This is a genomic window from Paenarthrobacter sp. NPDC056912 (assembly GCF_042786555.1).
GTDB lineage: Bacteria > Actinomycetota > Actinomycetes > Actinomycetales > Micrococcaceae > Arthrobacter.
This window is the reverse complement of record NZ_JBHUCD010000001.1, coordinates 18,749-37,383: the sequence shown is the minus strand read 5'-3', so window position 1 is coordinate 37,383 and position 18,635 is coordinate 18,749. Positions and strand designations below refer to the sequence as shown.

18 protein-coding genes are annotated in these 18,635 nt (G+C 63.3%); 2 read left to right on the top strand and 16 right to left on the bottom strand.

Going from position 1 to position 18,635, the window contains the following annotated elements; genetic code table 11:
• Positions 1–25: 25 nt before the first annotated feature.
• From ACFRJ9_RS00195 to ACFRJ9_RS00175, 5 genes are all read right to left on the bottom strand, one after another.
• Positions 26–448: a DUF3151 domain-containing protein gene (locus tag ACFRJ9_RS00195; RefSeq protein WP_159705111.1), complete on the bottom strand. Its 423-nt coding sequence runs from the start codon at positions 446–448 to the stop codon at positions 26–28.
• On the bottom strand, positions 448–1,467 hold the full coding sequence (fbaA, locus tag ACFRJ9_RS00190; RefSeq protein WP_377663213.1) for a class II fructose-bisphosphate aldolase: 1,020 nt from the start codon (positions 1,465–1,467) through the stop codon (positions 448–450). The genes ACFRJ9_RS00195 and fbaA overlap by 1 nt, the downstream gene beginning before the upstream one ends.
• Positions 1,468–1,644: 177 nt before the next feature.
• The gene (locus ACFRJ9_RS00185; protein ID WP_377663212.1) at positions 1,645–2,577 is read right to left on the bottom strand and encodes an endonuclease domain-containing protein; all 933 of its coding nucleotides are present in this window, start codon (positions 2,575–2,577) and stop codon (positions 1,645–1,647) included.
• A gap of 132 nt (positions 2,578–2,709) precedes the next feature.
• Positions 2,710–3,393, bottom strand: coding sequence for a TrmH family RNA methyltransferase (locus tag ACFRJ9_RS00180; RefSeq protein ID WP_377663211.1), 684 nt, complete (start codon positions 3,391–3,393; stop codon positions 2,710–2,712).
• A 135-nt stretch (positions 3,394–3,528) separates the two neighbouring features.
• Entirely contained in the window at positions 3,529–3,750 is a 222-nt protein-coding gene (locus tag ACFRJ9_RS00175) for a hypothetical protein (RefSeq protein WP_377663210.1), read from the bottom strand.
• Between the two features lie 502 nt (positions 3,751–4,252).
• Between ACFRJ9_RS00175 and ACFRJ9_RS00170 the strand changes: the two genes are divergently transcribed.
• On the top strand, positions 4,253–5,083 hold the full coding sequence (locus tag ACFRJ9_RS00170) for an HAD-IIA family hydrolase (protein WP_144652729.1): 831 nt from the start codon (positions 4,253–4,255) through the stop codon (positions 5,081–5,083).
• Between the two features lie 16 nt (positions 5,084–5,099).
• Positions 5,100–5,813, top strand: coding sequence for a tyrosine-protein phosphatase (locus ACFRJ9_RS00165; protein WP_377663209.1), 714 nt, complete (start codon positions 5,100–5,102; stop codon positions 5,811–5,813).
• Positions 5,814–5,817: 4 nt separating this feature from the next.
• On the opposite strand, the gene ACFRJ9_RS00160 is transcribed toward ACFRJ9_RS00165, so the two are convergent.
• The 11 genes from ACFRJ9_RS00160 to ACFRJ9_RS00110 all read right to left on the bottom strand — a co-directional run bounded on the left by ACFRJ9_RS00160 (position 5,818) and on the right by ACFRJ9_RS00110 (position 18,633).
• Entirely contained in the window at positions 5,818–6,957 is a 1,140-nt protein-coding gene (locus tag ACFRJ9_RS00160; protein ID WP_377663208.1) for a thioesterase domain-containing protein, read from the bottom strand.
• A gap of 72 nt (positions 6,958–7,029) precedes the next feature.
• The gene (pyrE, locus tag ACFRJ9_RS00155; protein WP_377663207.1) at positions 7,030–7,602 is read right to left on the bottom strand and encodes an orotate phosphoribosyltransferase; all 573 of its coding nucleotides are present in this window, start codon (positions 7,600–7,602) and stop codon (positions 7,030–7,032) included.
• Between the two features lie 30 nt (positions 7,603–7,632).
• Positions 7,633–8,154, bottom strand: coding sequence for a hypothetical protein (locus tag ACFRJ9_RS00150; protein ID WP_377663206.1), 522 nt, complete (start codon positions 8,152–8,154; stop codon positions 7,633–7,635).
• A 36-nt stretch (positions 8,155–8,190) separates the two neighbouring features.
• Entirely contained in the window at positions 8,191–9,168 is a 978-nt protein-coding gene (locus tag ACFRJ9_RS00145; protein ID WP_377663205.1) for a DUF2599 domain-containing protein, read from the bottom strand.
• 246 nt (positions 9,169–9,414) lie between these two features.
• Entirely contained in the window at positions 9,415–11,682 is a 2,268-nt protein-coding gene (locus ACFRJ9_RS00140) for a gluconokinase, GntK/IdnK-type (protein ID WP_377663204.1), read from the bottom strand.
• Complete coding sequence (gene manD, locus ACFRJ9_RS00135; protein ID WP_377663203.1) at positions 11,672–12,901, bottom strand: D-mannonate dehydratase ManD; 1,230 nt, start codon at positions 12,899–12,901, stop codon at positions 11,672–11,674. Before manD ends, ACFRJ9_RS00140 begins: the two co-directional genes overlap by 11 nt.
• Before the next feature lie 24 nt (positions 12,902–12,925).
• Positions 12,926–14,260 carry a mannitol dehydrogenase family protein gene (locus tag ACFRJ9_RS00130; RefSeq protein WP_377663202.1) on the bottom strand — a complete coding sequence of 445 codons (1,335 nt, stop codon included), beginning with the start codon at positions 14,258–14,260 and terminating at the stop codon, positions 12,926–12,928.
• Positions 14,257–15,672: a glucuronate isomerase gene (gene uxaC / locus ACFRJ9_RS00125; RefSeq protein ID WP_377663201.1), complete on the bottom strand. Its 1,416-nt coding sequence runs from the start codon at positions 15,670–15,672 to the stop codon at positions 14,257–14,259. Before uxaC ends, ACFRJ9_RS00130 begins: the two co-directional genes overlap by 4 nt.
• Positions 15,673–15,674: 2 nt before the next feature.
• Complete coding sequence (locus ACFRJ9_RS00120; RefSeq protein WP_377663200.1) at positions 15,675–16,607, bottom strand: sugar phosphate isomerase/epimerase family protein; 933 nt, start codon at positions 16,605–16,607, stop codon at positions 15,675–15,677.
• Positions 16,604–17,788, bottom strand: a complete 1,185-nt coding sequence (locus ACFRJ9_RS00115) for a Gfo/Idh/MocA family protein (protein ID WP_377663199.1) — start codon at positions 17,786–17,788, stop codon at positions 16,604–16,606. Before ACFRJ9_RS00115 ends, ACFRJ9_RS00120 begins: the two co-directional genes overlap by 4 nt.
• Complete coding sequence (locus ACFRJ9_RS00110) at positions 17,785–18,633, bottom strand: sugar phosphate isomerase/epimerase family protein (protein WP_377663198.1); 849 nt, start codon at positions 18,631–18,633, stop codon at positions 17,785–17,787. The genes ACFRJ9_RS00115 and ACFRJ9_RS00110 overlap by 4 nt, the downstream gene beginning before the upstream one ends.
• Positions 18,634–18,635: the final 2 nt, after the last annotated feature.

Below are 18,635 nucleotides of genomic sequence, written 5' to 3'. Positions count from 1 at the left end.
CGCCGTCGCTGTTTGCTTTGAGGCTTTAGCGGGCTTCGAGTGCTGCCTTGGCCTTCGGGTCCGAGTCGTTCAGGAATTTCTCGATCCGCTCCGGCTCTTCGGCCTCGCCAATGGCGGACGCAGCCCGGCCAAGCGCGTAGAGCGCACGCAGGAAGCCCTGGTTCGGCTCGTGCTCCCACGGGATGGGACCGACGCCGCGCCAACCGTTGCGACGCAGGGAATCCAGGCCGCGGTGGTAGCCAACGCGGGCGTAGGCGTAGGACTCGATGGTCCGGCCTTCAGCCCAGGCTTCCTCCGCGAGGATCGCCCAGAGAAGCGACGACGTGGGGTTCTTTTCCACGAGGTCCAGGGCTTCCTTGCCGAGGGCAAGGTGCTGGTAGATCTCGGTTTCGGCGGGCAGGAGCGTGGGCTCCGGCCCCATCAGGTTCTTCCGGAATTCGTCGGACATTAGAAGGTCTTGCCGACCGATCCGAGCTGCTGGGCTGCTTCGACGATGCGCGCGGCCATGCCGGCCTCGGCCGAAGCGCCCCAGACGCGGGGATCGTAGGTCTTCTTATTGCCCATCTCGCCGTCGATCTTCAGAACACCGTCGTAGTTGGCCAGCATGTGACCGGCCACCGGACGCGTGAACGCGTACTGCGTGTCGGTGTCGATGTTCATCTTGATCACACCATAGGAAACAGCGTCCGCGATCTCCTGCTCCGTGGAACCCGAACCACCATGGAAGACCAGATCAAACGGGTTTTCCTTGCCGATCTTCGCGCCAACCTCGGCCTGGATCTGCTTAAGCAGTTCCGGGCGGAGCTTCACGTTGCCCGGCTTGTACACACCATGCACGTTGCCGAACGTCAGCGCCGTCAGGTAGCGGCCGTGCTCACCCGCACCCAGCGCCTCGATCGTGGCCAGGGCATCCTCGGTGGTGGTGTAAAGCTTCTCGTTGATCTCGTTCTCCACACCGTCTTCCTCGCCACCAACAGTGCCGATTTCAACCTCGAGGATGATCTTCGCAGCAGCGGCACGCTCCAGCAGTTCACGGCCGATCCGCAGGTTCTCCGACAAGGTCTCGTGCGAACCATCCCACATGTGCGAGTTGAAGATCGGGTCCTTGCCGGCCTTGACCGCTTCCTCGGAAGCAGCCAGCAACGGCAAAACGAAATCCGCGAGCTTGTCCTGCGGGCAGTGGTCCGTGTGCAGGGCGATGTTGACGTTGTAGTTCTTGGCAACCTCACGGGCGAACGCGGCGAACCCGAGCGAACCGGCCACCATGTCCTTGACCGAAGCGCCGGACCAGTAGGCTGCCCCACCGGTGGAAACCTGGATAATGCCATCGGACTCGGCCTCGGCGAAACCGCGGATCGCAGCATTCAGAGTCTGCGACGACGTCACATTGACCGCGGGGAAAGCGAAACCGCCAGCCTTCGCACGATCGATCATCTCGGAGTAAATCTCTGGGGTTGCAATGGGCATGGTGACTCCTATGCTGAATTCGTCTGTGGGTTGGTAACCCTGGAGTAGACCGCTTACGGCTAGCACCATCCTAGCGATATCCGCCGGGACGCCGTGTTTCCGGTCACTGGGCCTCTTAACACTTCCGCCGAGTTGGCATTTGATGACAATCCCACGCGTTGCCATTGCCATTAAGTGTTATCTCGCGCGCCAGCCTCGGCTTTGGAGCGCACGACGAACCTTATGTACGACGGCGGGCCGCTCACCTTCGAGGTCGTGCTTGGAGATCCGGACTTCCAGCCAGCCATGGGCGAGAGACTTTTCCTGGCGATCGATGTCCCTTAGATGTTGCTGGGGGTCCCCGTGGTATTGGCCGTCGTACTGGAGGGAGACCCGGTACTCGAGGTAGGCAGCGTCCGGCCACAGCACGGGCTGACCAAAGTGGTTCCGGACCACATGATTCAGCTTGGGCTCAGGAAGGTTCGCGTAGACCAACGCAACACGCATGTGCGTTTCCGGGGCAGAATCAGCCCCAACACGGATGAGTTCCAGCGCTGCCCGCGCCGTCCTCACTCCACGCATGCCCGGATGCCGGCCCACGATCACTATCAGCTCCTCGATGCTGCAGAGCGCTTCCTTGGGAACCGGGAAACTTGGCCCGTGGGAACACACCAGGTGGTCGCCGGCAGCCACCAGATCCTCCACGCTCAATAGCGCGGCCAAGTCCAACCACGTCCGCGCAGGCGAGGTGAGCCGGACGCCGTCGTACTCCACTGCCTCCTCCGGAAGAAGGGTGAGGAGGTGCCCCGCAACGTTGACCCGCCGCGGAAAACTGAATCCCCGCCGCCGCGCGATATGGATGCGCCAGTCCCCGCTGCGGTTGGCGGGCAAAGGAATGCCCCAGATCCTTGCTGCCGAGAGCGAAACCAGAATCGAGGAATCGTCCACGTCCGTGTAAGCGCGCAGAGCCGCGGCTCCGGATGCGTCGGACGCGGCCGGCATCCGAATCCCGCGGGACACCAGCACCAAGTCCTTGGCCAGGGTCCGGGACCGGGTCACACCGGCTTTGTCCGACGCGCGCACAGAGAAAGAGCCCGTGGTCAGATGTTCCGGAAGTGTTGCCCTGCGCATGCCCCATTTTTGCTGCTTGGCCATGCCTTCGGGAGGTTATCCACAGCCCGGGCAGCACACTCCGCGCCGAGATGCCATTTAATGACAATCCCACGCGCTGCGATTGTCATTAAATGGCATCTCGGCGGGGACTTAGACCGGCTGTTGGAACACGTGCCGGCGGACCCAGGCGTGCATGGCGATCGCCGCGGCAGACGCTGCGTTCATGGATCGAGTGGAGCCGAACTGCTCAATGGACAGCGTTGCGACGGCGGCGTCATGCACCTCGGGAGTGAGGCCGGGGCCTTCCTGCCCGAACACCAGGACGCACTTCTTCGGAAGGTCATAGGTTTCCAGCGGCACGGAATCCGGGAAGATATCGATCCCGATCACGGCCAGCCCCTCCCCCTCAGCCCACTGGACGAAATCCTGAACCGTGGGGTGGTGGCGGACATGCTGGTAGCGGTCGGTGACCATGGCCCCGCGACGGTTCCAGCGCCGTCGGCCAATAATGTGCACTTCTTTGGCGAGGAAGGCGTTGGCGGTGCGCACCACGGTGCCGATGTTGAGGTCGTGCTGCCAGTTCTCAATGGCGATGTGGAACTCGTGCCGCTTGGAATCCAGGTCCGCCACGATCGCGTCGTGCTTCCAGTAGCGGTACTGGTCCACCACGTTCCGGCGGTCGCCGTCCGTGAGCAAGTCCGGGTCCCAGTGGTCACCGACGGGCCACTCACCTTCCCAGGGCCCGACGCCGACCTCCGCCTTGGCTTCGGCCTCGCCCTCCGCTGTGGTTTCGGCAGGGGCGGGCAGGGGTGTGTTGGGGGGAAGGTCAGTCACCACTCAACTTTAGCTCCGCCATTGAGGTTGCCTGTTCGCTGATCTGGCCACTGGCGGACGATAGGTCAAGCCCTCGCAACCCGGGACATCCAAGCCTCACCACCGAACGGGCGGCGGCCGTCCTAGTAATCGTGTCTATTCACTGTTTTTACGATGACGAATGGTTTTAGCGGCCACGACAACGACACCTAGTGTCACGGTCGCGGTGATGAAGAACCTACCTGTCTCCTTCTTCTTCACCCGAACCCGAGCAACAAGCTCTTGTCCTTGCTGAATCAGCCAGACTTTGTTCAGGGTCTCACCTTGGTTAATGGCCATTTGAATCAACGGGTGCCGCTCAGCATCTTCTTTTACCAAGCGCAGAGTGCTCTCGCTTTCCTGATGGCTCTGACGACTTCCTCTTGGCCGTCACGCAAGAGGGGAATCGGCTCCTCATTCTGGGGCATTTGCGCTCACTTTCGTTGTCTTGTGGTTGATCGCTGAGCGCGTTGCCAACGAATCTGACGCCGGTTCAATTGAGGACCCCGGTCCCGGGATGCGACGTTGAAATCGTTTGCTTTCGCCCAAGCACGCACTCTTGCATTAAAGCCGCTCCGGCAGCCCCGCCACGACATATGACAGGTAATCCTGAACTCGAATCGAACGCCCTCGAGGTCACCAGCGAAATCGAGAACGTCACGGCCGCCGCGCAGTATGAGTTCGCGCAATGACTCCCGATCGATAATCTGGCGATGCACGGAGGCTGTTCCAAGTCACACAAGCCGCAGGTTGCCTGCCCTGCGCCTCAACGGGATGTCTAGCCGCCGGAAAAATGAAAGACTGGGACGCAGTGCATGACCAACCCCAGCCGGAGGCAAATATGGCAGAAGAATCCACGCCCCACACGTCCGCATCGGTTTACCGCAACGGCCACGAAATCGAATGCTGGCTCACTGACATGGATGGCGTCCTGGTTCATGAAAACCAGGCAATCCCTGGTGCCGCCGAGCTCATTCAGCGCTGGGTGGATACGTCCAAGCGCTTCCTGGTGCTGACCAACAACTCCATCTTCACCCCTCGCGACCTTGCGGCCCGCCTCCGCGCGTCCGGCCTGGAAGTTCCGGAAGAGAACATCTGGACGTCCGCCCTGGCCACGGCACAGTTCCTCAAGGACCAGGTTCAGTCCTCGGATTCGGGCAACCGCGCCTACACCATCGGCGAAGCCGGCCTCACCACCGCGCTGCACGAGGCCGGGTTCATCCTCACGGACACCGACCCCGACTTCGTGGTGCTCGGCGAGACCCGCACCTACTCCTTCGAAGCGATCACCATGGCGGTCCGCCACATCCTGGCCGGCGCCCGCTTCATCGCCACCAACCCGGATGCCACCGGCCCCTCCAAGGACGGCCCCATGCCGGCAACCGGCGCCATCGCGGCAATGATCACCAAGGCCACGGGCCGCGAGCCGTACATTGTGGGTAAGCCGAACCCCATGATGTTCCGCTCCGCGATGAACCAGATCGACGCACACTCCGAGACCACTGCCATGATCGGTGACCGTATGGATACGGACATCGTGGCCGGTATGGAAGCGGGTCTGCACACGGTCCTGGTGCTCAGCGGCATCACGCAGCGCGAGGAAATCGTCTCCTTCCCGTTCCGGCCCAACCAGATCCTGAACTCGGTGGCCGACCTCAAGAGCCAAATCTAGGCAGCAAGGACAAACCATGGCTGTGCTCAATCTGCGTCCCCTGGCCGGTGGCCGGATACTCAGGGGCAGCCAGCCATTCGGTCTGGATGCCGCAGCCACGTCGGGTTTCCTGGCGGAACACGGCATCCAGGCCATCGTGGACTTGCGCAGCGAGCTTGAGCGCTCACTGGTTCCGTGGCTGGTTGCCGACGGCGGTGGCGAGCCTGCCGCCGTCGTCCCGCCCGCCGTCGAACTCATCCATAACCCGTTGGACCCGAATGCTGTTGCCGGGTCGCTCCAAGCCGTCGAGACCGCCGAAGACCTCGGAGACCTTTATCTGGGCTGGGTCCGGCTGCGGCCCGAGTGGGTAGCGGACGCCCTTCGCCCCGCTGCGCAAGGCAAGCGCACCCTGATCAATTGTTCGCTGGGCAAGGACCGGACCGGCGTGGTCTCGGCAATCGGGCTCCTGGCCGCCGGTGGGACCGAGGACCAGGTGGTGCAGGATTACAGCACTACCACCCACAGCCTTCCGGACATGCTGCAGGTCATGGCCGAAACATGGCGCCTCCACGTCCCTTCAACCCCGGCGCAGTATTTCAGCCCGGACCTCATGATCCTGCAGAGCCCCGAAGCTGCCATGCGGCATTTCCTGGCCGGATTTGCTCGCGAATTCGGCAATGCCCGCGGCTTCCTGCGCGAGGCGGGCCTCACCGCCGTCGAGGTCGAATCGCTGGGCGGGGCCGGGACGTAGGCCGCTACGCCGGGCGGACGACGCGGCCGTTCGGTTCCCGGTAAGACGGTTCCTCCGGCGCCGGTGGAAGCGGCTGTAGTTCATTTTGGATCCGCTCCAACAAGGGCCGGTAAACATCGCCGTTCCACTGCGGGCTCGCGTGCGCCGGCCGGGCGCCCGCCGTGCTGAGCTCCGGCAAGGCCATGTTGGCAGCGAACACCGTGCTCCACCCTGCGCGCGCCGAGGCATAGTCCACGGTGGCATCGTCCGGATTGCCGACGAACGCCATTTTTGTGCCACCGATCTTGCCTGCAAGGCGCAGCCCGTCAAAGTGGTAGATGTACGCCGACTCCGTCTGGATCAGCACACTCGAAGGGGCAATCGGCGAGAGCTGTTCCATGGTTTGGTCCAGGATCTGCCGCCACGTCCGCTCGTCCTTGTGGACCACGCGCTCCCCCAGTTCGTATCCTCCGCGCAGGACGGACGGAATGCGGAAGCCGTTTTCGTAGAGGAACACCACCCCGTCAAACCAACTCTGGTCCAGGACGTCAGCGCGGCTGAACGGACTGGAATCGAGGACGATCAGCTGCGTTTCCACGCCATGGAGCTCCAGCAAGCGGGCAGCCACCTGCGTGGCGAGCATCCCGCCGAAGCTGTGGCCATAGAAGTACAGCTTTTCCAGCTCGAACTCGCGCACGTGCAGGATCACTTCGCGAACAATCTCGTCCACGTCCAGTCCCAGGTTGGAATACCCGACGGCGGCAAGGCGGCCCCGCTGGTGCAGGGCGGTACGCAACGAGTTCAGGATCCACTGAGCCTCTTCCCAGCTGGTCTTGTAGCCCGGAAAGAGGATCCAGCTGGCCTTCGGGAAGTACACGTCGGAGAAGGAATCGGGAACTCGGAGGATCTTGGTGGCACGACGCTCGGCCTGCACCCGCCGTGTGAAAAGCATGTCCCCCGCCAAGGCGGCCGAAACGCCCGCTGTGATGAGGAAGTTGCGGCGGGAAGTCTTCTTCAGGCGGGCAGCGTAAGGCAGGATCCGGGCCCAATCGCCCGGATCCTCAGCCTTCTCCCGGTCAGTCTGCCCGGGTCCAGTAAGTGCCGGCAACAGGAGGTTCTCGTTCACCTCCGGCGCTGCCGGCAACTTCCCTACTTGAACGTCCACGCAGCAAGCATAGGCTTCGCGGCCACTGCCTTACAGCCCCGCATCATGCCTGTTCAGAGTGCGAACCGAGGCTCAGTTGAGGCCCAGTTCGTCCTTGCCGAAAGCGAAGAGGTACGGCACTCCGGTTTCGGCTTCGATCTTCTCTTTGGCGCCGGTGTCGCGGTCCACAATCACTGCGACGGCAACCACATTGCCGCCTGCCTTACGAACACCCTCGACGGCGGCCAGTGCGGACCCGCCGGTGGTGGACGTATCCTCGAGGACCACCACGTTGCGGCCTTCAACCGAGGGACCTTCCACCTGTCGGCCCATGCCATACGACTTCTGGGCCTTGCGGACCACGAAGGCATCCACGGCACGGCCGGCGTCGGTGGCGGCGTGCATCACAGCGGTACCCACAGGGTCGGCACCCATGGTGAGGCCGCCGGCGCACTCAACTGCAACGCCGGCGTCGTCGATCATGGCCAACATGACCTGACCCACCAGCTTGGAGGCCTCGTGGTGCAGGGTGATACGGCGCAGATCGATGTAGTAGTCGGCTTCCTTGCCGCTGGAGAGGATCACCTTGCCGTGGACCACGGCCAGTTCTTTGATGAGTTCAAGAAGGCGGGCACGGGCAACTGAGGTCTCAGGCGAGGAAGTCATGGCTCCTATTCTACGGAAACCGCGCGCCCACTATGAGCCGGGCCAGGGCACGTTGGGTGACGCTGTCCTTGCAGCGGCCCGACGCCTCAGACCCCGCCAAATGAGGCCGACGACCAACACTATGAATGCCGGAGGCCCGCCGAACCACATCAACTGCCAGAGTGAGCCGCTGGGATCAAGGTGTTGTTCGTCGATGATGTAGCCGCTGATCTGCATGGCCAACACCCACAGGGCGAGGAGCACTCCTCCCACAATGATCAGAGTGTTAGGTCCTGGCACCAGGTGCCCCGAGCCCAAGATCAACGCCCTTTGGTGGCCCCGTCGAGCCATGTTCAACCACACGATGCCGCCGAGGGCCAGGAGGGCACCAATCGCCAGACCGAACCACAGGGGATATAAGTACCCGTGATGGAGGATGACGTGATGGTCATCAATCAGCAGCCCCGAAACGTTGAGGCCCGTGGCTGAGACAACAAGGAAAAGGCTACCTAATGCAAGAAAAGCAACGGGGGCCGATCGATCCCGACGTCGTGAGGAATCAATTGCTGTCATGTGCTGACCTATCGATAGCTACGGAATTTGATACCACTAGTTGCACCCGTGAGTCACGTAGTCCCAATACGTCGGCTGCCAGTGCCAAGTATCGAGGTGCCACACAGGCTTCCAAGCCGCAAACTGCGCATGGCAAGCCAATTGCCACCACAACTGAGTGTTGCAAGCGCTGCGGTACCTGGTGCAGAACTCTTCGAAGAGAGTGAGGTGGGCCGCTGCGTTAGCTCCGTTTACTCGCAACCACCACGTGGGCACCACCTCAAACGTCGCTCCGATCCAACGGCCCGATTGGATGAGGTCGATACCGAGGTAAGGATCTGCTGTGACCGGGTAGGCGATCCCCGCCGTCCAATGTTCCACGACCTGTATCAGCGTCGTTCCCGCAATCTCGTAGTGCGTCTTCACATCAAAACCGTTTGCGTCCTTTGCCCAAGGCGGTGCGAAGGCACCAACACGTACCCCTTCGGGACCGAGCACCGAAACGGTACCGTCACTTTGTCGTTCGAGCGAAGAACCAGGTTCAAGCCCAACGTCGTAAGAGTATGTTGTTGGCGCATCCGAGTGTTCGATGACAGTCGCAATTTGGATGGAGCCATCGATCTTGACGACTGGCACCGTCGTCGAGCCGTTGTTGTTGTCGTAAGCTACAACCCCGTCGGAAATCACATCCGCCTTCGCTGCTTCCTTGGAGAACGGCAATGAAATTTTGATGCTTGCACCAGCGCTCGTTTCGAGGGATATGGGATCGACGGGATGGGTCGGAAGGACGACACGTATGTCGTTGATCTTGGCGTCAACCGCACTGCCACCGCTTTCATCCGTTGCAACGCTCGCAACGCCGGTGAGGACCTCTGTCGCTTCCGATGTTGCGTCGTCGGTCAGGTCCTTCAGGGCAGACAGCGCATCGGCGCCCGACCCGGATTCGTCTGCAGCAAATGCAGTACTCACCGGGCACACTAGAGACACGGCGACCACCGAAACGGTCGCCAGTGATAGTAGTGACCTAAGTTTCATTCATTCCCCCAGAATCAGTACGGAGCGAAATCTCCGCCAAGTTCTGAGTGGCTGGGAATTCTGTTTCGTGACGCCAGGCTTGAAACCTATTCCGACTAGCCCTGGAGGATTACGACGGAGGACGGCCGAAAGCAAGCAGGCCCTCCCGCCACCAAAAAGCCCGGCACCGCGTTGTGGGCGGTACCGGGCTTTCGGGCGCTCCTCCGTGATGGCGGGGAGGAGCACTTCCCTGCTGGGTGCGGGGAGTCAGAGGCGGGTGTCGAACGAATCGCAGAACACGTTCTCGTTGAACGTTCCCTGGAATTCGGACTTGCCCTGGATCTTCTGGAGTGTCGCGCGAATGGCCTCGCGCGTCCCCGCATGGGCGTGGATGGCAGTTTTGACCATCGGCACGTCGATCAGGTGGTTCGGCTGGTTGAGCGAGACGAACACGGTGGGAACTTCCGTGGCGTACCAAGGAATTTCAGCAGCCATCGGGGAAGACCATTTGATGCGAATTGCCGCTTCCTGGGCGAAGCCCTTCACATTGGCGAAGACGAAGGCAGCGTCGTAGCGTTCCGCGTAATCGCCGGTGGCTTCCTCGGAGAGCACCCGCATGAAGTTCATTCCGGCTTCGCCCGCAGCTTCCCTTTGTTCTGCGGTCTTGAAGACGTCCACCTCAAAGCCCGCGGCTTCCATTTCCTCTTTGACAGTGTCCAGGTAAGCCAGCGGATCGGCGCGCGTGAAGTCTGCCCCGCCCGAGATCCCGTAGAGGCGGATGCGCTTGTGGGTATCCGGCGTGATCGGCAGGTTGTTGGCCGTGTCTTTAACAAGCGTGACCGTCTTGTCCGCGACGTCGGCGGCGATGGCACGGTGCGCCTCACTGCCGATAACCCCCAGAGCTTCTACCGGGGGCACCAATTCTTGGCGAACGTGCAGCCCCAGGATCGCCTTCAGTCCCAGTATCCGGCGGAGCGCGTCCTGCAGCCGTGCCTCGGTGATGACGCCGGACTTGTAGCCGTCCAGCATGTATTGGAAATCCTCGTCGCCGTTACGGAAGAACAGGAACATGTCGCAGCCCGCGGCAATAGTGGCAGGCACCAAGTCGCGCCGCTTCATCGCCTGCGTCAAACCGACCATGAGCGACGCATCCGTGAGCACCAGTCCGTTGAACCCGAGTTCACCGCGCAGGAGGTCCTGCAGCAGTTCCGGGGCCAGCGTCGCCGGCAGCACGTCGCGATCTTCCAGGCCCGGCCGGAAGTGCTTGGACACCTCGGGGGCGCCAATGTGCCCCACCATGATGGACTGCACACCGTGCCCGATCATTTCGCGGTACACGTGCCCGTATGTCGCGTTCCACTCGTCATAGCCCAGCGTGTTGTAGGACGTGACCACGTGCTGATCGCGCTCGTCAACGCCGTCGCCCGGGAAATGCTTCATGGCACACACCGTGGGTGATTCGCTGATGCCGTCGAAGTACTCCTTGGCCCGTTCAACCACGATCTCCGGGGTGTTCCCGAACGAACGCGTGGAGATGACCGTGTTCCGCCAGTTGTAGTGGATGTCCACGATCGGCGCGAATGCCCAGTTGCAGCCAAGTGCGGCAGTTTCGACGCCCGCCACTTGGCCCATCTGCCGGGCGATGGACTTGTCCGAGTGTGAACCGGCCTGCAGGTGCGTGGAGACGAACGTGCCGTCGTCGCAACTGCCGGCGCCACCCATTTCCGGGTTGGATGCAATGAGCAGCGGGATCCGGGTCTTGGACTGCGCGTAGCGGATGTGCTCCTGCACGGCCGCCGAAGGTCCAGGCCGATAGCGCATGCCACCCACGTGGAAGTTTTCCAGCACACCATCCAAGTACTCCGGGGAGTAGTCGTTGTTGTGGTTGATGAAAAGCTGCCCGATCTTCTCCTCGAGCGTCATGGAACCGATGGTGGACTCGACCCACTCCACGGCGGCGTCGTCCAAGTTGAAGGGCGCTGCCCCGAGGTCCACGGGAAACCGGGTGGCATCGTTGCGGGCGCCAACCAAGGTATTCACAGCCCTGTCGACGATCTGGCTCACCGGCGTCGCGATATCCACCACCACCCCGGCTTCATCGCCTTGCAATGGCTCCAGCGTTGCCAATTGCGAGTCCAGCAGCGAGGCCGGCATGAAGTGCCCTGGCCGGGAGTTCATGCGCTGGTTCAGCAGGTCCCTCGTGCCATGCAGGTGCACGAACACCACGGAAGGGTCGCCGGCCCGGATGATGTCCCGGTAGGCGCGCTTGAGCGCGCTGCACGCGATGACAAGAGCAACGTTCGACGCCGTGAATCTCCTGCCGATTTCGGCCAGCCATGGTGCGCGGTCGTCGTCGTTCAGCGGAGTACCCGAGGCCATCTTGTCGATGTTCGCCTGCGGGTGCAGCGAATCGCCGTCGAGAAATTCCGCACCGAGACGCTCGGCGAGGGCGGCACCGATGGTGCTCTTGCCGCAGCCCGCCACGCCCATCACCACGATGTGGTGACGAGCGCCGGAACCCGCTTTACCAGTCATGAACAGTGCCGTCCACGAGGCGGTTGTAGGGCAGGTAGGCCTGCTGGTACGGGAACGCCGCGGCAGCTTCCTCGTTGAACTCCACACCGATGCCGGGCTCGTCGCCGGGGTGCAGGTAGCCGTCCTTGAAGGTCATGGACTGCTGGAAGACCTCGTTGGTCTTGTCCGAGTGCTGCATGTATTCCTGGATGCCGTAGTTGTGGATGGCCAGGCCCACATGCAGCTGGGCGGCGAAGCCCACCGGGGAAATGTCCGTGGGGCCGTGGAAGCCCGATTTGATCTGGTACTGGGCCGCGAAGTCCATGACCTTCTTCAGCGGGGAGATCCCGCCGAAGTGGGTGGACGCGGCACGAACGTAGTCGATCAGCTGTTCTTTGATGAGGGTCTGGTAGTCCCACACGGTGTTGAAGATCTCGCCGATGGCCAGCGGGGTGGTGGTGTGCTGGCGGACCAGGCGCAGGCCCTCCTGGTTCTCGGCGGGGGTGCAGTCCTCCAGCCAGAAGAGGTCATACGGCTCCAAGGCCTTGCCGAGCTTGGCGGCCTGGATGGGCGTCATGCGGTGGTGACCGTCGTGCAGCAGCGGGATTTCGGGGCCGAACTCGTTGCGCACGGCCTCGAACACGGTAGGCAGGTGGCGGAGGTACGCGCGGGTGTCCCAGTCCTCTTCGAGCGGGAACGCTCCGCGGCCGGCGGGCTCGTAGTCGTAGCGTTCGCCCGAGGACTGTGCTTGGGCGGCCACGCCATAGACGGCCTTGATGCCTGGCACCGCGGTCTGGATACGGATGGACTTATAGCCCAGTTCCAGGTGCTCTCGAACGGAATCAAACAGGGAGGGAATGTCAGAGCCGGACGCGTGCCCGTAAGCACGCAACCCGTTCCGGGACGCCCCGCCCAGCAGCTGGTAGACCGGCATCCCGGCCACCTTGCCCTTGATATCCCACAAAGCCATATCGACGGCGGCAATGGCCGCCATGGTCACCGGGCCACGGCGCCAGTAGGAGCTGCGGTAAAGGAACTGCCAGGTGTCCTCGATCCGGTGCGGATCCTTGCCGATCAGCAGCTGGGCGATGTGCTCCTTGAGGTACGCAGCAACGGCGAGCTCACGGCCGTTCAGCGTCGCGTCACCGATTCCTGTCACACCATCCTCCGTGGTGATGCGCAGAGTGACGAAGTTGCGGGACGGGCTGGTCACAAAGACTTCAGCGGCAATGATTTTCATGGTGACGGAGTCCTTCCGATAGGTCTATGCGTGGGTGGTGGTGGCGGCAAACGAGTCCAGCTGCCGGTGGATCTGTGAAACAACGGCAGCGTCGGCAGCCAGTTCGGTGCTGATGAGCGCCAGCAGCGCAGCGGTGCGGGGCTCGCCGTCGAGCGTTTTCGCGTCCTGCATCTTCGCTGCCAGTGGATCGTGAAAGTCGGTGGTGGAGGACGCGTAGGCGATCCAGGCCGCGATCATCCGGGCGGCACCATCGCCGGAACGTCCCTCAGCGCGTTCGGCGGACAGGACGGGCAACGCACGCATGCGCAGTTTGGTGGTTCCGTCCATCGCGATCTGGGTCAGGTGGTGGGCGATCCGGGAATTGCCGAAACGTTCCAACAAGGCCTGTCGGTACGCCGGGATGTCCAGCGCATCATCGGAGAGGTGCCGGGCAGCTTCGTCCCAGAAAGCTTCCACAGCGTCCCGGCAGAGGTCATCGGCCAGCGCCTCCGCCACGGTGGAATGGCCGCGCACCAGCCCCGCATAGGCCAGGATCGAGTGCGCGCCGTTGAGCAGCCACAGTTTGCGGTTCTCGTACGGTTCGATGTCGTCCACGAACACCGCGCCGGCGTCCTCCCAACGGGGCCTGCCAGCAGGGAAATCACCGCTCAGGATCCAGTTGTGGAACGGTTCGGCAACCACCGGCGCCGCGTCCCGGTATCCGCAGGCCTGGGCAACCACGGCGAGGTCCGCCTCGGTGGTTCGAGGAGTGATGCGGTCCACCGAGGTGCTGACGAAGCTCACGTTTTCGTCGATCCACGCGGCAAGGGCCGGGTCCAATGCCTCGGCGAGGACGCCTATCGCACCACGGGTCACCGTGCCGTTTTCGGCGAGGTTGTCGCAACTGACCACGGCGATCGGCCCACCGCCGGCGTCCCTGCGGGCGGCGAGGGCCGTCACCAACCTGGTGAGCGGCGTCGACGACGTCCCCTGGATTGCTGCATCCGCAGAGTAGGCGGCCTCGGTGATGGTGAGCGTGATGACGGCCGTAGTAGGTGCCGCCACGAGCTCCGACAACCGTCCGACGTCGGCCCCGTCAACGGCCTCCACAATGCTGCCTACTACTTCGAATGAATCGCCGCTGCCCGACCTTTCCACCACCGTGAATACGCCGCCCTGCCCTGCGAGGACTTCGGCGGCGTCAGGCCGCCGACCCGTGAACGCGGCGATCCCCCAGTCTGCCGAGTCGCCTGCGTGCTGGGTGTACCAGGCCTGGTGGGAGCGGTGGAACGCGCCCAAGCCGAGGTGCACTATCCGAACCGGCGGCGTGGGCTGGGACTCACTGCGACCCAGCCGCGGCAGCGTCTGGTCGCTGTTCACAGTTTGAAGACCCTTCGAGGTGAAGAATCCACGACGTCGACAATCAACTCATGCGCGCGGTCGTCGCTGATGCGGTGCTCGGCTACCAGACGCGCGAGGAACGACGCTTCGATCCTGCGTGAAGCGTCGTGCCGCGCGGGGATGGAGCAGAAGGCCCTGGTGTCATCGATGAACCCCGATGAGCGCGAGAAACCGGCCGTCTCTGTGACCGCCGAACGGAAACGCAGCATCGCGTCCGGAGCGTCCAGGAACCACCACGGAGCGCCAACGAAGACGGAAGGGTAAAAACCTGCCAGCGGAGCAAGTTCGCGGGAGAAGACCGTCTCGTCCAGGGTGAACAGCACCAAGTGGAAATCCTTGGCGGTGCCGAAATCCTGCAGCAACGGGCGGATGGTCTCGGTGTAGTTGGTGGCGACGGGGATGTCGTGGCCGGTGTCGGCCCCGAAGGCTTCGAAAGTGGGCTGGTGGTGGTTGCGGAAGGAGCCCGGGTGGATGGTCATGACCAGCCCGTCCTCCACGGACATCCGTGCCATTTGGTACATCATGTGGGCTTCAAACACGTCCCGGTCCTGGACTGTCGCCTGGCCGGAGCGGGCTTTCTCGAACAAGGCTTCCGCGTCAGCGTCGTCCAGTTTCAGCGTCGCGGGCGTCCTGACTCCGTGGTCAGCGGAGACCGCACCATGGTCCACGAAGTAGCGGCGGCGATTCTCCAGGGCGGTGACGTACCCCCGGTAGCCTGTGGCGCCGTCGGACGCCTCGGAGATGAGCCGCTCCACGTTGGTGGCCCACGACGGGTGGGCGATATTGACGTAAGCGTCCGGACGGAAGGTTGGCAGCACGCGGCCGTGGAAGGACGGGTCCTCCGCAAGGGTCCGGTGGCTTTCCAGGTTGTCCAAGGGGTCGTCCGTGGTAGCGAGGACTTCGATGTTGAAGTCCTTGAACAGCTCACGTGGCCGGAATCCCGGTTCCGCGAGCTTGGCCGAGATGGCATCGAAACTGGAATCCGCCGTCTCCGCGCTCAGTTCGCCGTTCAGCCCAAACACGGACTCGAACTGGGTCCGCAGCCAATACCCGGAAGCCGTTCCATCGAACAGCGGCCAGGCTGCGCAGAACTGCCGCCAGATCTCGCGTGGCGCGGCCTTGCCGGGCTGCAGCTGATCCATCGAAATTCCCGATGCGTGGATAAGGCGGGTCACGTAGTGGTCCGGGGAGACCAGCAGCGCAGCCGGATCCGGGAATGGCGTGTTCTGTTCGATGACTGCAGCGTCCACGTGGCCGTGCGGGGAGATGATGGGCAGGTCCTGGACGCGTTCCAGCAGGGAGCGGGCTATGGAACGCGTTCCGGGGTCCGCGGGGAGCAGCCGGTCAGGGTTGGCGGCGAGGGACTGTGACGCGGCGAGGGACTGTGACATTGTCAGCCTTTCGAGGTGGAGCCGGCGGAGAGGTTTGCACTGCCGGGCACGGTCAGCCCGGACAGTTCTGCCACCTGTCGGAGGAAGCGCAGGTTGCCTGCGGTTCGCTCGGCAAGTGGAACGTCCGTGGAGAAGTCCTCCACAGTTACCCACCCGTCGTAGCCCACCTCGGCCAATGCCTTGAAGTAACCCAGGACGCTCCCCTGGCCCTCGGCCAGCGGAGCCCACTCATTCACCCAAACAGCGGCTCCGGCTTCGTCACGCTCATCCGTGCGGACCCAGCGGGCGTTCTTGACGTGAATGTGGGCAAGATACGGTCCGAGCAACTGGAGCGCGGGCAGGGGTGATTCCCAGCCTTCGATCAACAGGTTGCCCAGGTCATGAATGACCCCGACGTGCTGCGGGTCCAGGCCTTCCAGGAGCCTGCGGGCCGATGATGCCGAGGCGGTCACCGTGCCGTGGTGCAGCTCCACCAAGGCCTTGACGCCATAGTGCGCGGCACGGCCTGCTACCCATTCGTAGTGTTCCCGCGTCGCTGCGAACAGCTCCGGGTAGGACAGTCCGCTGGGCTCCCCACCGCCCATGCTGGAATTGCCCAACGGCAGGACGTTGACCCTGACCTGGCGGGCACCCAAGGCGGCCGTGGCAGCCAGGACCCTTTCGACGCCGTCGTGGTTGTCGCAGCGTGCGTAGCCGCCCAACCCTGAGTACTCAAGACCTGCCTCTGAGGTGAGCCGGGCGATCTCCGGAAGGGAGTCCTCAAGCCCCGTCATGGGCCAGGTGGCTTTGTTCCCTGCCCAAAAACCAGGTTCCGGCGCGTCGGCCTGATCCGTGACCCGCCACTCGATGCCGTCCCAACCCTGGGCCGACAGCTCGGTGGCTGCTTCCTGCGGAGTCCACTCCGGCGTAGAGGCCGTGAATACGGAGAATTTCATGCCGTTACCTCCTCAAGGTGGCCGTTGCCGGTACGTACTTCAACGTCGTTGTACTTGCCGGCAGCGACGTCGGCGATGAGGACGGGACGGCCCAGCGTGGCCGAGACATAGAGTGCCCGCACTGTGGCAAGAGCCGTGACGGCATCCTGGATAGTGACGCCCGCTGGCCGGCCGCTCCGGATGGCGTCCACCACGTCCCGGTACTGACGGATGTGGCCCGCCGGGTAGACGGTTGGATCGAGGTTAGTCTGCACGGGCGGTTCGGCGAACTTGGCCAGTTCTTCCTCAGCTTGGTTACCTGCACCGCGCAGGCCCATGGGTCCACTTTGCGTCTCCGCGTCCGAACCCGCAGCGTGGAAGTACTCAAGGTTGTCATTGTCGATTACTGCGGAACCCTTGCTGCCCATGACCTGCAACCTCACTGTGAGTCCCGGATAGGCAGCCGTGGTGGCGTGCAGCACGGCGAGCGCGCCGGACTCAAACGTCACTGTGGCCACCGCGGTGTCTTCCACCTCCACGTCCGTGTGTGCCAGGAGCGCTGTCTTGGCACTGATTTCCACCGGACGGCCGAGGAACCAGAGCAGCAGGTCCACGGTGTGGACGCCCTGGTTCATCACGGCTCCCCCACCATCCATGGCCCACGTTCCACGCCAGGCGCCGGAATCGTAGTAGCCCTGGCTGCGGTACCAGCCCACCGAAGCGATGGCGGACGTCAGGCGGCCGAAGCGCCCTTCACGGCGGGCTTGGTCCACCACGATGCTCGCCGGATCGAAGCGGTGCTGGCTGATGACACTCGCCACCAGTCCCTTCTCTTCGGCCGTCTTGGCTGCTGCGAGGATCTCCTCCGCACGGTCCAGGTTCACGTCGAGCGGCTTCTCGATGACCACGTGTTTTCCGGCGGCGAGCACTTCCACGGCTTGCTGGACGTGCAGTCCGCTGGGGGTGGCGATGATGACAAGATCGACGTCGGCACCAGCGAACGCTTCGGCCAGGCTGCGGAAGGTGGCAGGGCGGTCGGCGCCGTTGTCCTCGATGTACTGCGCCAGCGCGTCAGCTGCTTCCGTGATCTCGTCCACCAGCGCCGTGACGCGAAGGTCAGGCAGCTCACCGACGGAGGCGGCGTGAGTGCGGCCGATGCTTCCGCACCCGGCGATAGCGACGTTGATGGTTTCTTTGCTCATTTGGTTTCCACTCCAGCTTCATTGACGACTTTGGCAAAGGCGCGGGCTGCCATTCCAAACGCGGTAGGTCCTGAGAAGCCACCCAGGCCGTGGGCGCCGGCCAGGTGCGGCTCGAGGCTGGCGAAGCCCACGAATCCGTCTGCTTTCAGCGCCTCCACCGTGCGCAGCAGGTCGCCGTCGCCTTCACCGGCAGGAACCACGACGCCGTCAGCGAACCGCGCGTCCTTGACCTGCAGGTACTCGAGGTGGGGACGAAGCTTGGCGTAGCCTTCGTCGAACGGCTTGACGCCCACCTGGACGAAGTTAGCGGGGTCCCAGGCCACTTTCAGGGCCGGCGACGCCACCGATTCGATGATGTCCAGCACGCGGTCGGGGGTGTCTCCGAAGATGTCCTTCTCGTTCTCGTGGAGCAGCACCACCCCGGCTTCCTCAGCCACGGCTGCCAAGGCCCGCATGCGTTCAATGACGTCGTCGCGGATGCTCTCCACGGCAACGCCTTCGCCGTAGTAGAAGGAGAAGATGCGAATGTACTTGGAGCCCAGCACCCGGGCCGCGTTGGCTGCACGCCGCAGACGCTCAACCTCGTGCTCCACGGGCAGTGAGACGTCTACCTTGCCGATGGGCGATGCGATGGCGGAGACCCCCATGCCCGCGGTGTCCAGGAGTTTCTTGAGCTCCTCCAACTGCTCCGCTGTGAGGTCCACTATGTTGGTTCCCCATGCGCTGCGGACCTCGATGTGGTTCGCGCCCAAGGCCTGGAGCACCGCGATCTGCTGTACGGGGTCGTCGTCGATCTCGTCCCCGAAGCCCGAAAGCGTCCACTCCACTGTTGATGAACCAGTCATTG

What these genes read in the sequence shown, in the direction of transcription:
- ACFRJ9_RS00185 (WP_377663212.1), bottom strand. Translation starts at nt 2,577, where the DNA reads ATGCGCAGGGCAACACTTCCGGAACATCTGACCACGGGCTCTTTCTCT.
- ACFRJ9_RS00170 (WP_144652729.1), top strand. Translation starts at nt 4,253, where the DNA reads ATGGCAGAAGAATCCACGCCCCACACGTCCGCATCGGTTTACCGCAAC.
- ACFRJ9_RS00150 (WP_377663206.1), bottom strand. Translation starts at nt 8,154, where the DNA reads ATGACAGCAATTGATTCCTCACGACGTCGGGATCGATCGGCCCCCGTT.
- ACFRJ9_RS00165 (WP_377663209.1), top strand. Translation starts at nt 5,100, where the DNA reads ATGGCTGTGCTCAATCTGCGTCCCCTGGCCGGTGGCCGGATACTCAGG.
- manD (WP_377663203.1), bottom strand. Translation starts at nt 12,901, where the DNA reads ATGAAAATCATTGCCGCTGAAGTCTTTGTGACCAGCCCGTCCCGCAAC.
- ACFRJ9_RS00140 (WP_377663204.1), bottom strand. Translation starts at nt 11,682, where the DNA reads ATGACTGGTAAAGCGGGTTCCGGCGCTCGTCACCACATCGTGGTGATG.
- ACFRJ9_RS00115 (WP_377663199.1), bottom strand. Translation starts at nt 17,788, where the DNA reads ATGAGCAAAGAAACCATCAACGTCGCTATCGCCGGGTGCGGAAGCATC.
- ACFRJ9_RS00110 (WP_377663198.1), bottom strand. Translation starts at nt 18,633, where the DNA reads ATGACTGGTTCATCAACAGTGGAGTGGACGCTTTCGGGCTTCGGGGAC.
- ACFRJ9_RS00120 (WP_377663200.1), bottom strand. Translation starts at nt 16,607, where the DNA reads ATGAAATTCTCCGTATTCACGGCCTCTACGCCGGAGTGGACTCCGCAG.
- pyrE (WP_377663207.1), bottom strand. Translation starts at nt 7,602, where the DNA reads ATGACTTCCTCGCCTGAGACCTCAGTTGCCCGTGCCCGCCTTCTTGAA.
- ACFRJ9_RS00145 (WP_377663205.1), bottom strand. Translation starts at nt 9,168, where the DNA reads ATGAAACTTAGGTCACTACTATCACTGGCGACCGTTTCGGTGGTCGCC.
- fbaA (WP_377663213.1), bottom strand. Translation starts at nt 1,467, where the DNA reads ATGCCCATTGCAACCCCAGAGATTTACTCCGAGATGATCGATCGTGCG.
- uxaC (WP_377663201.1), bottom strand. Translation starts at nt 15,672, where the DNA reads ATGTCACAGTCCCTCGCCGCGTCACAGTCCCTCGCCGCCAACCCTGAC.
- ACFRJ9_RS00195 (WP_159705111.1), bottom strand. Translation starts at nt 448, where the DNA reads ATGTCCGACGAATTCCGGAAGAACCTGATGGGGCCGGAGCCCACGCTC.